This is a genomic window from Arthrobacter sp. 05N33_2 (assembly GCF_056397425.1).
This window is the reverse complement of sequence record NZ_JBFTNJ010000040.1, coordinates 21,037-31,171: the sequence shown is the minus strand read 5'-3', so window position 1 is coordinate 31,171 and position 10,135 is coordinate 21,037. Positions and strand designations below refer to the sequence as shown.

At 67.9% G+C, this 10,135-nt stretch carries 9 protein-coding genes; 3 read left to right on the top strand and 6 right to left on the bottom strand.

Annotated elements, in window-relative coordinates; genetic code table 11:
• Positions 1-117: 117 nt before the first annotated feature.
• The 3 genes from AC1DHX_RS14690 to AC1DHX_RS14680 all read right to left on the bottom strand — a co-directional run bounded on the left by AC1DHX_RS14690 (position 118) and on the right by AC1DHX_RS14680 (position 2,565).
• Complete coding sequence (locus tag AC1DHX_RS14690; protein WP_230008191.1) at positions 118-759, bottom strand: NADPH-dependent F420 reductase; 642 nt, start codon at positions 757-759, stop codon at positions 118-120.
• Between the two features lie 188 nt (positions 760-947).
• The gene (locus tag AC1DHX_RS14685; RefSeq protein ID WP_164468554.1) at positions 948-1,097 is read right to left on the bottom strand and encodes a hypothetical protein; all 150 of its coding nucleotides are present in this window, start codon (positions 1,095-1,097) and stop codon (positions 948-950) included.
• A gap of 97 nt (positions 1,098-1,194) precedes the next feature.
• Positions 1,195-2,565, bottom strand: coding sequence for an LssY C-terminal domain-containing protein (locus tag AC1DHX_RS14680; protein ID WP_476859905.1), 1,371 nt, complete (start codon positions 2,563-2,565; stop codon positions 1,195-1,197).
• Between the two features lie 113 nt (positions 2,566-2,678).
• Between AC1DHX_RS14680 and AC1DHX_RS14675 the strand changes: the two genes are divergently transcribed.
• Together AC1DHX_RS14675 and AC1DHX_RS14670 are read left to right on the top strand one after the other, a co-directional pair.
• Positions 2,679-4,025: a sensor histidine kinase gene (locus tag AC1DHX_RS14675; protein WP_476851747.1), complete on the top strand. Its 1,347-nt coding sequence runs from the start codon at positions 2,679-2,681 to the stop codon at positions 4,023-4,025.
• Entirely contained in the window at positions 4,018-4,698 is a 681-nt protein-coding gene (locus AC1DHX_RS14670; protein WP_476859904.1) for a response regulator, read from the top strand. The genes AC1DHX_RS14675 and AC1DHX_RS14670 overlap by 8 nt, the downstream gene beginning before the upstream one ends.
• Before the next feature lie 101 nt (positions 4,699-4,799).
• Here AC1DHX_RS14670 and AC1DHX_RS14665 read toward each other — a convergent pair whose 3' ends face one another.
• Positions 4,800-6,245, bottom strand: coding sequence for a S8 family peptidase (locus AC1DHX_RS14665; RefSeq protein ID WP_476859903.1), 1,446 nt, complete (start codon positions 6,243-6,245; stop codon positions 4,800-4,802).
• 119 nt (positions 6,246-6,364) lie between these two features.
• The gene (locus AC1DHX_RS14660; RefSeq protein ID WP_476900167.1) at positions 6,365-7,732 is read right to left on the bottom strand and encodes an ammonium transporter; all 1,368 of its coding nucleotides are present in this window, start codon (positions 7,730-7,732) and stop codon (positions 6,365-6,367) included.
• Positions 7,733-7,987: 255 nt separating this feature from the next.
• Between AC1DHX_RS14660 and AC1DHX_RS14655 the strand changes: the two genes are divergently transcribed.
• Positions 7,988-9,064: an LLM class flavin-dependent oxidoreductase gene (locus tag AC1DHX_RS14655; RefSeq protein ID WP_476900166.1), complete on the top strand. Its 1,077-nt coding sequence runs from the start codon at positions 7,988-7,990 to the stop codon at positions 9,062-9,064.
• 33 nt (positions 9,065-9,097) lie between these two features.
• Here the strand turns inward: AC1DHX_RS14655 and AC1DHX_RS14650 are convergent, their stop codons facing one another.
• Positions 9,098-10,102, bottom strand: coding sequence for a CapA family protein (locus AC1DHX_RS14650; protein ID WP_476859900.1), 1,005 nt, complete (start codon positions 10,100-10,102; stop codon positions 9,098-9,100).
• Positions 10,103-10,135: the final 33 nt, after the last annotated feature.

Here is a 10,135-nt window from a genome sequence, read left to right as displayed (position 1 = left end):
GTCCAGCGCTGACCCCTAACCCCCCCGGCCGAATTCGCCGGAAGGCTGCGAGCCCGCCGGAAAAGTCCGGCGACCTCGCAGGCTTCCGGCGAATTCGCGCGCCCGGGGCAGGACGGGTCAGATGGTGCGCGGAGCCTTGGCCAGGTTCTCTGTGAGCTCGGCCGCGTTCTGCCGGATTACGTAGGCCGGGCGGTCCCGTTCCGTGCGCCAGCTTTCGGCGAGCGGGCCCATGTTGACGGTGTCGAAGCCGAATTCGTCGTAGAGCCTGGTCACCAGCTCGGCCGCCTCCGGGAAATCGCTCGCCGTGGCCAGGGCCCGGCGGTTCGGGGTGCCGGCCGGCGTCCCGTCCGTGGTGATCTGGGAGTACATGATGTGGTTGAAGGCTTTGGCCACCTTCGACTGGGGAAGGTGCTCCTGCAACAGGCCGGACGTGGTGGCCTCGCCGGCATCCAGGGCCGGGATATGCCCGTCGCGTTCCCAGTAGTAATTGTTGGTGTCGAGGACGATCTTGCCGGCCAGCGGTTCCACGGGGACGTCCGGGAGGCTCCTGAGCGGCACGGTGACGACGGCGAAGTCGCCGGCTGCGGCCGCCTCGGCCGGCGTTGCGGCCCGGGCCCTGGGCCCCAGTTCCGCGACGAGCTCCGCCAGGGTTTCCGGCCCGCGCGAGTTGCTGATCACGACGTCGTAGCCGAGCTCCACGGCCTTGCGGGCGATCTGGCCGCCAATGTGTCCTGCACCGATGATTCCGATTGTTGTCATGCCGGAGAAACACCCGGGCGAGCGAAGATATTTCGCCGGTTAAGGACTGTGTGCGCCGGGGACCGTCAGGACACCGGTCGGGGCAGACGAGTCCAAGTCGCCGGAAGCCTCCCCGCTCGCCGGAAAGTTCCGGCGAGCCCGCAGAGTTCCGGCGAGTTCGCTCGTAGAGAGGCTAGCGCCTAGGGAGGCTAGGCCGTGGGGCCCGGTTCGTCGTCGGTGTCCGGGCCCTCTGCCGCGTCCTGGGAATGGGCGCGGTCGTCGAAGGGTTCAGCCGTTGCATCACCTTCGGCCGGGGTCTCGCTGTGGTGGCGCTCCGGCGCCTGTGAGTCGTCGCTCATGTCCGCTCCTTAGCTGCTCCTGCGGTGGATTGCTGGCTATTTGAACATCTAGCTCCCGCAGCGAGAGGGCTGTCAAGGGCCCCTGGATCCTGCGGATTCAGACGGGCGTCCGGCCGCCGGGACGGCTGGAATCCCGTTTGATTTCCTTGCGGGGGCGCAGGGCATAGTTGCGGGACCGCTTGCTGGAGAGCGCCAGAAGCAACAGGATGTCCAGGGTCAGGCCGGGGAGATTGGACTTCAGGGTGATGTCCGGGCCGCCGTGGAAAACATCGACGGCCTGGAAGCAGATGGCGGCCGTGCTCAGCGCCATGGCCACCGTCCGGGCCCAGTTTCGGCCGAGGAACACGAACCACGCCAGCAGGATCTCGGCCACGGCAAAGAGCAGGACAACCACCGTTGCGGCGCTGACGGCCAATTCCGCCTGGGCTTCCGTGACCGCCGGGCCGGCTACGGGCTGCACCAGTGAGCTGACGTGCGCGTCCTTGAAGAGCACCAGGGACAGTGCCAGCAGCGCGGCCGCCGCCGCGCGGGCACCGACGAAGACCGCCCCGACAATCGTGGTCGAAGGACGCCTGGCGCGGCCCTCGCCCGGGGGCGTGTCGCTCCCAAGCGAGCCCGCAGCGGTCGGCTCCGCGACGGTCTGCCTGAGATCGACGATGGGGAGATTGCCATCGGTGGTGATGGTGTCGCCCCCGCCGTTGCGCGCGTGATAGCCGGTGGAAAAATCACGGATCACCCTGAGCCCGGCCGCGGGATCGGCCCCGGTAATGGCGCCGACCACATGGTCGCGTTCGGCGTCGGTGTTCTCATCGATCTTGTGGGTGATCTGCAGGGTAAACAGGGACAGCCCGACGCTGCGGTCATACGTGCCGGCCGCCAACCAGTCGACGGCCAGCCCGCCCGGCAGCAGCCAGCCGGGCGGGCACCGCCAGAAGCGGACGTGGTGCCGTTTGCCCGGGGTGCCGTCGACTTCCTGCTGGTAGGCAAAATCCTGCTGGCGGCCGAACAGGAACAGCGGACTGACCGGGGCCTCGAGATAGCTGCGGCGCAGGAGGGTGGAGGAGACGATCCGCCGGCTGCTGGCCAGGGTCACGTCATCGGCCCTTGTCCAGCCCGCGGACCGCATCACGCCATGGATCTGCGGTTCCGATCCCAGCAGGGCGATGTTCACGGGATCGCCCAGCAGCCCGTCGCTGGTGCGCGCCCGGCCGATGAAGTAGTCCGGAACGTAGAGCCGGGTCAGGATCCGGTGCAGACGGGGAAGCACCAGATAGGCGAGTAGGGCCCAGAAGATGAAGAGGAACCAGACCTGCGCCCAGCCCCATTCGAAGCTCAACTGCACCAGCAGCGCGGTCAGCCACACAGCCGCAACGCCGCCCACCACGAAGAACACGCTGTCCAGCACGGAGTACGGCACCGCTTCGGCGGGAGCTGTGACCTCAACCGCTGCCTTGGTCATGGCCGCCATACTACGCCCGCTATCGACGGAGGGCTGGCTCGAAAGATGAATCTTCTGGCCCCAAGGTGGAGTGCGGCCGGATGTGACCTGCCTGTGACAGCCGCCGTGGATAGGGTGACAGCATGGAACCACTACTGAAAGTTTTGCGGCATTGGGGCGCCCCCGCGGCGGCCGTTCTCTTCTTCACGCTGTGGTGCGTGGCCGAGGCCGGGCGGATGGGCCCCGGCCTCCACACCTGGGAGGGGACGTGGCCGCTGATCCTCATGACGGCAGCGATTGCCTGCGCTGCCTGGAAGCCCTACGCGTCGCTCGGATTCACGGCAGGGCTGCTCGCGGGCCAACTGGGGTACGCCATTCCCGCGATGCACGCCAACCACTGGGCCATTTACCTCGGGGCGTTCGTGTCCCTGGCTTTCATCCAATGGACGGCCCGGCGAAGGACACGCTTCATCGCGGCGGCCGCCAACGTGGTGTTCGCCGGCGCCATGACCTTCCTGATGCTGTCCTGGCGCTACGGCAACGGCGTCGGCTGGCTCCTTCCGCTGTACATGGGCGACCGGTGGACCTTTCAAGCCTACGGCTGGCAACTCTTTTCGCTGCTGCTGGTGATCGCGGCAGCCTGCGCCGCCGTCGGACTTCTGCTGGCGATGTACCAGGAACGCGGCAGCCTGTTCCAGGCCAGGACCATCGCCCAGACCAGCCTCAGGGAAGCCGAGGTGGACCTGATCGTGGAGCAGGAACGGACCCGGATCGGCCGGGACCTGCACGACGTCCTGGCCCACTCACTCGCCGTGATCGCGGCGCAGGCGGATGGCACCCGCTACCTGAGCAAGGACCAGCCGAGGGCAGTGCTAAACGCCCTGGAGAACATCGCGACGTCGGCCCGGAGCGCCCTGGTGGACGCGCAGCGCGTCATCGAGGGGGTGCACGACGACGGCATGGTCACGCCCCAGCCCCGGCTCAGCGACGTCGGGCCCCTCGTGGCGCGCATGCAGGGCAGCCTCGAGATCGAACAGAGCGAGTCCGGCGCACCCGCCGAGCTTTCCGCCGGGCAGCAGCTCGCCGTATTCCGGATCATCCAGGAATGCCTGACCAACGCACTGAAACACGGCGGCCGCGGCACCGCGGTGCGGCTGCACCTGGACTGGAGCGGCCCGGGGCTGACCCTGCATGCGGCGTCCGGGATCCCGGAGACCACAGGCAGGGACAGCCCGGACCCCGCCGCCGAAACGCGGGTGGGCCGCGGCCTCGCCGGGATGCGGGAACGCGCCCACCTCGCAGGAGGCTGGATGACGTCCGGCCCGGATGGCGAGCAGTACCGGGTGACCGTCTTTATCCCCTACGGCACAAGGACGGCCGACGCCGACGCTGCCGCTGCCGCCGCCAGCGCGGAGCCGGACCTGGTTCCCGCGGGAAGCCCAGCAGCGCGCCCGGGAATGCCGCTGGCCGAAGCCGGCGACCGTGGCTGATGCCGGGGCGGCCATTACCGTGGCGATTGTCGATGACCAGGCCCTGTTCCGGGCGGGAATCCGGATGCTGGTGGAGAGCCAGCCGGACATGGAGATGGCCTGGGAAGCCGGCGACGGCGCGCAGGCGGCGGCATTCGCCATCGAACGGTGCCCGGACGTGATGCTCATGGACCTGCGCATGCCGGTCCTTGACGGTGTCGGCGCCACACGGCGGATCGTGCGGCAGGCGGAGGCCGCGGGCACCGGCGCGCCGAAGATCATCGCCCTGACCACGTTCAATCGGGACCAGGCGGTGGTTGACGCCGTGCACGCCGGGGCCAGCGGCTACCTGCTCAAGAGCGCCGAACCGGAGTTCCTCCTCGCCGCGATCCGGACGGTGTACTCCGGGTACTCCGTGATTGCGCCGGGATCAGTGCAGGATTTGTTCCAGCATGCCGCCCGGACCGTGCCGGCCGGGGGACCGGACCTGTCCGCGCTGGAGGTGCTGTCTGTCCGGGAACGGGATGTCTTCCTGCTCGCGGCCAAGGGGCTGGCCAACGGTGAGATCGCCGGAAGCCTGTTCGTATCCGAGGCGACAGTCAAGACACACCTCAGGAGCGTGCTGGGCAAGCTGGGCCTCGGGACCCGGCTCCAGCTGGTGGCCTTCGCCTATGAACGCCGGCTGCTGGGCTGAAACCCGCTGCAGGGCCGAAACCCGGCTGGGCCCCCGGCTGAGACTCGCCGAGGGCCGCTGGCGCGGCGACTTGCGCCGCCGGATTCCTCACCGCCGCAGCGTCAGAAGCTCACCGTCTGGGTCAGGTATCCGTAGTACTGCCCCGAGATCGGGTGGATGGGATCGCCGCCGAAGCCGTAGTCGTGGTGCCGCTTCGAGTACGACTTTGTCAGGTCAAGGTACTGCTCCATGACGTGCTCGGCTGAACCCGTGCAGGCCTTCTGGCTGATGCAGAGGGCCACCGACCCTGCCACGGCCGGGCTGGCGAAGCTGGTGCCGTTGCTTACGTTGTAGCCGCCGGGCCAGGTGGAGAGCATGCACACGCCGGGGCCGGAGACGGTGTGGGCCTTGTCGTCACTCGTGGTGGCGAAGTTGGAGAAGAACGCGGGCTGGTCATCCTTTTGCCCGTACTTCGAAAAGTCGTCGGGGCCGCAGATCGGGGCGGCATCCCCGCCGGACTTTCCGTCGAAATCGCCCATGGCGGTGGCGGTCAGTACTTGGTCGTACGTGGCCGGCACTGTGTTGGCGAAGTCCTCACCGGCGTTGCCGGCCGCGACGGCATAGGTGACACCGGCCCGGACCGAGCGGCAGATGGCGTAGTGCATTGGGTCCGTGCCCTTGCCGCAGTTGGGCGTGTCCGCGGCGCCGCCGGCGATGCTGATGTTGGCCACGGCGATGTCGTTGCTGTCGTCATGGTCCTTGCGCGTCGAGGTCACCCAGTCAATCGCGCAGATCAGGCTCTGCTCGGAGATCAGGCCGTTGTCGTCAACCACCCGGACAGACCACAGCGGAGTGCCCGGGGCGGTCCCGATGACGCCCAGACGGTTGTTCCGGGCGCCGATCACGCCCGCAACGAATGTCCCGTGCCCCAGGACGTCAACGGGGGTCACCTCGACGGGCGAGCCGGACTGGCAGTCAACGCCGCCCTTGACGTTCAGGTCCGGATGGGTCGCATCGATGCCGCTGTCGATCACCGCTACGTTGACGTTGATCCGGCTTGGCCCCCGGTCGAGGGCCTTCCGGACGTCTGAGCTGGTTCCGGCGATCCGCTTGCGCCAAAACGGCGTCTCCTGGGTGGCCGCGGTTCCAAGATCCCGCGGTTGCTGGAAGGTCCGGCCTGCCGTGACGAAGTCGACGTTGGGGTCGGCCTTGACGCGTTGCGCCTGGGCCGCCGTCAGGGTGGCAGAGTAGCCGTTCACAGCGTTGCGGTAGACCTTCGATGCCGTGAATCCGTAGGCGCTTTGCTGGGCGGCCGCCGCCGCTCCGGCGTCCACGACGCCGTCCTTGAGCACCACGATGTAGTTTTGTGCCGGGTTGGCGGCGTTCGAAGGAGCGGCCGCCACCAGGCCGCCGCCCGCCGCCAGGGCAAAGGCCGCCAGCGAGGCCAGCCCGCGCCCGAACCAAAATGTGTCCGGTCTGGGAAGGGAGCTGCGCCGGTGTCTGCGCGGGGTCCGCGCCACCGATGTTAGCTTCGGTTTTGATGCCTTGCGGCTGGCTTGGCTGAACATCGTGGCCTCCCATTAAGCGAGTTCGCTAATTCGAGTGCCCCCCGCCCATATCTTAAGCCTCCGACCGCGTCTTACACCCGGGCCCTTTGGAAAAACTTGAGCCGGCCCCAGCGGCCGGCTCAGACGAGGCTGTCTTCCTTTGCGCGTGCGGAGGCGTTTTCCGGTGCCCGGCCGGCCGCGTGGGCCGACGTCGCGGCGTGGGCAGGCGTCGCGGCGTGGGCCGTACCGGTGTGGTGGCCGAACGGGTTGAACCGGCTGAAACCGAGCTCGGCAAAGGCATACGCGGTCTCGGCGTGTTCGGACCGGTCGACTCCGGCGAGTTCGTCCTCGCGGCTGACCCGGAAACCCAGCGTCTTGTGGATGGCGAGTCCGATCACCGCGGTCCCGAGGCCGGACACGGCCACCGTGATGAGGACGGCCACGGCCTGCGCGATGACCTGGTGGAGCCCGCCGCCGTAGAACAGCCCGCCGCCGGCACCGTCCACCGGGAGCGCAATGAAACCGAGGGCGAGCGTGCCGATCAGGCCGCCGCCGAGGTGGACGCCGACGACGTCGAGCGAGTCATCGAAGCCAAACTTGAATTTCAGGTCCACGAACACGGCGCAGGCCGCACCGGCCACGAAGCCAAGGCCCAGCGCGGCGAGCGGGCTGATGTTGGCGCACGACGGCGTGATCGCCACCAGGCCGGCGACGGCGCCGGACGCCGCGCCCAAGGAGGTGTGGTGGCCGTGGCGGACCTTCTCCGTCACCAGCCAGCTGATCATGGCTGCGGCAGGGGCGGCCAGGGTGTTCACCCAGATCAGGCCGGCCTGCTCCACTGTGGTGGCGGCGCCGGCGTTGAAGCCGAACCAGCCGAACCACAGGATGCCCGCGCCGAGCATAATGAAGGGGATGTTGTGGGGGCGGTGGCCGGGGTCCTTGCCGAAGCCGTGCCGGTTGCCCAGGATCAGGACCAGGACCAGCGCCGCGGTTCCGGACGCGATTTCCACTACGGTGCCGCCGGCGAAGTCGATGACCTGGCCGAAGACGGCACTTACGGCGCCGCCGGCACTCATGAGGCCTCCGCCCCAGACCATGAAGGCCAGGGGGCAGTACACGAGGGTGATCCAGATGGGGACGAAGAGGGCCCACGAGGTGAACTTCGCGCGGTCCGCGATGGCGCCGCTGATGAGGGCCACGGTGAGGATGGCAAAAGTGGCGCTGTAGCCGGCCTTGATCAGGTCCGGCGAACCGATGAGGCTGCTCAGGCCGAAGCTCGCGAACGGGTTGCCGAACACGCCGAGGACACCTTGCCCGGTGCTCATGGAGTAGCCCCAGAGGACCCACAYCACGCCGACGATCCCCACCGAGACGAAGCTCATCATCATCATGTTGAGCGAGGCCTTGGCCCGGGTCATCCCGCCGTAAAACAAGCCCAGGGCCGGGGTCATCAGCAGAACCATCGCTGCCGACACAATCATCCAGACGCTTCCAGCAGTGAGCTCCACCGGCGGGTCCCTTCTCGTCAGTCTTCCGTACCGGGACACGTCGCCGCCGGCCCCCCGATCCGGATTTAATCCTCGCGGAGCCATGTTTCCGGGAGTGAGGCGAAAAGTTGCGGGCACGTTACGGGAATCGCGACGGCGTGAAGTTCGCGTGACCGGCATGTTTCAGGAATGTAAACGCGGCCTCATATGCCCGCCGGTTTTGATGCTGCCGGGTGGGGCCAGGAATGAATTCAAATGATTGAATGTTCAATAAATATGGACTTTGGTATCTTCACTTTCGGCGAGCTCACCCGCGACAGCAGCACCGGCATCGCGCTGTCCCCGCAGCAGCGGCTAAAAGAGATCATCGAACTCGCCAAGCTGGCCGATCAGGCGGGCCTCGGATTCCTGGGGTTGGGGGAGCATCATCGGCGCGACTTCGCCCTCTCGGCCCCGGAAGTCGTCCTCGCCGCGATCGCCCGGGAAACATCCAATCTCCGGCTGGGCACGGCCGTGACTGTGCTCTCCACCCAGGACCCCGTGCGGCTCTTTGAACAGTTCGCCACTCTGGACCTGATCTCCGACGGCCGGGCCGAGATCATTGCGGGCCGCGGCGCGTTCGTGGAGTCGTATCCATTGTTCGGCCACAAGCTCGACGACTACGACGCCCTGTTTGATGAGAAGCTGCGCCTGCTGCTGGAACTGCGGGACAACGCCCGGGACAACTCCACAGTGCAGTGGGCCGGAAGACTGACTCAGAGCATCCCGGACATGGACATCGCCCCGCGCCCGGTGCAGGCGAAGCTGCCAGTCTGGGTGGGCGTCGGTGGCACCCCGGCGAGTTTTTCCCGGGCGGGCAGGCTCGGGCTTCCTCTTTTCATCGCCCTGCTGTCAGGGCCGGCCCGTTTCCGCCGCCTTGTTGAGCTCTACCGCGAGAGCGCTGCCGAGGCCGGCCACGATGCCGGCGCGCTGCCGGTGGGGGCTGGCGGTCACTTCTACGCGGCGCCGACGTCACAGCAGGCGCGCGACACGTTCTACCCCTACTACCGGGCCTACTTCGAACAAAACATGCCGCGACCCGTAGACCACTTCCCCCGATCCACCTTCGATTCCTGGACCGAGCCCGGCGGCGGGTTGCTGGTGGGGAGCCCGCAGCAGATCACCGAGAAGCTCCTGGAGATCCACGAGACTCTGGGGAACTCGCGATACCTGGCCCAGATCGGACTGGGCGGCCTACCCTTTGCCGAGACGGCCCGGTCGATTGAACTGCTGGCCACGGAGATCATGCCCRCCGTCAACAGGGAGGTCTCGGCCGCCCTGGTAAGCAGCCGGACCGGCAAGCAACCAGCCTGACAATCAGCCCACCGGCTGGCCCGCTACAGCGATTCAGTTTTGGTGGAGCGGAATCTCCAGGCAGCGGCCGGAGGCGTTCCAGTAGCCCAGCGTGCCCAGCTGACCGCTCAGCCGCTGCATCCGGGCGGCAATGCCGGGTGCCGATCCGCGGGCCAGGCGCGCCTGGAATCCGGCGATGATGGTCGGATGCAGCCGAAGCGTTCGGGGTGCGCCGGCGTCGGTGTCGAGCATGAACACGAAAGACTGGTCATTGCGCTCGACCGGGTCCACAGCGTAGTCGTCAATGAAGTCCCCGGCGCTGAAGATCATGGGACGGTTCCGGTGGATGCCGACGCCGCGAAATATGTGCGGCGAGTGGCCGAACACGACGTCGGCCCCGGCCTCGATGAGGTCCCGGGCAAGGTCCTGGTGCCCGGCCGGGACGTCGTAGCCCCAGTTGCCGCCCCAATGGGCTGACACGATGAGGACCTGGACGCGGGCCTTGGTCCTGGCGACCAGTTCCAAGAGTCCGTCCAATCGTGTCCCGCCGCGCCGGCCGGCGTCATCGATGGGGACATCCTCCACCGGGACGTAGTAGACCCCGGGAGCCGCGGTGCCCGCCTCCCAGCCGGGCTCGTTGTCCGTGAAGGCAATGAATCCGACGGCGACGGCGCCCACGCGCCACACGGCCGGGCGGCGGGCGGCCTCCAGGTCGGGGCCGGCCCCGGCATGGAGGATGCCGCCGCCGTCCAGCGCCGGCAGCATCTCCCCGAACGCGTCCTGGCCGAAATCCAGGACGTGGTTGTTGGCGAGCGAAACGACGTCGATCCCGGCCGCGAGGAGGCTGGCGACGTTCTTCGGGTCCGAGCGGAAATGGAAGATCTTGCCGGGTTCGGGCTCGCCGCCGGCCGCCAGGACACACTCGAGGTTGGCGATGCGGACGTCCGCCTGCTTCAGGACCGCCAGCGTGTCGCCCCACGGATAGGCAGGCCGGGCCGCTGCCAGGTGCCGGTTCACCAGCCGGCCCAGCATGACGTCTCCCAGCAGCGCGATCAGCATGGACTGCCTGCCTGCCTGCCTGTCAGGTCAGGG

What these genes read in the sequence shown, in the direction of transcription:
- AC1DHX_RS14685 (WP_164468554.1), bottom strand. Translation starts at nt 1,097, where the DNA reads ATGAGCGACGACTCACAGGCGCCGGAGCGCCACCACAGCGAGACCCCG.
- AC1DHX_RS14650 (WP_476859900.1), bottom strand. Translation starts at nt 10,102, where the DNA reads ATGCTGATCGCGCTGCTGGGAGACGTCATGCTGGGCCGGCTGGTGAAC.
- AC1DHX_RS14690 (WP_230008191.1), bottom strand. Translation starts at nt 759, where the DNA reads ATGACAACAATCGGAATCATCGGTGCAGGACACATTGGCGGCCAGATC.
- AC1DHX_RS14680 (WP_476859905.1), bottom strand. Translation starts at nt 2,565, where the DNA reads ATGGCGGCCATGACCAAGGCAGCGGTTGAGGTCACAGCTCCCGCCGAA.
- AC1DHX_RS14675 (WP_476851747.1), top strand. Translation starts at nt 2,679, where the DNA reads ATGGAACCACTACTGAAAGTTTTGCGGCATTGGGGCGCCCCCGCGGCG.
- AC1DHX_RS14665 (WP_476859903.1), bottom strand. Translation starts at nt 6,245, where the DNA reads ATGTTCAGCCAAGCCAGCCGCAAGGCATCAAAACCGAAGCTAACATCG.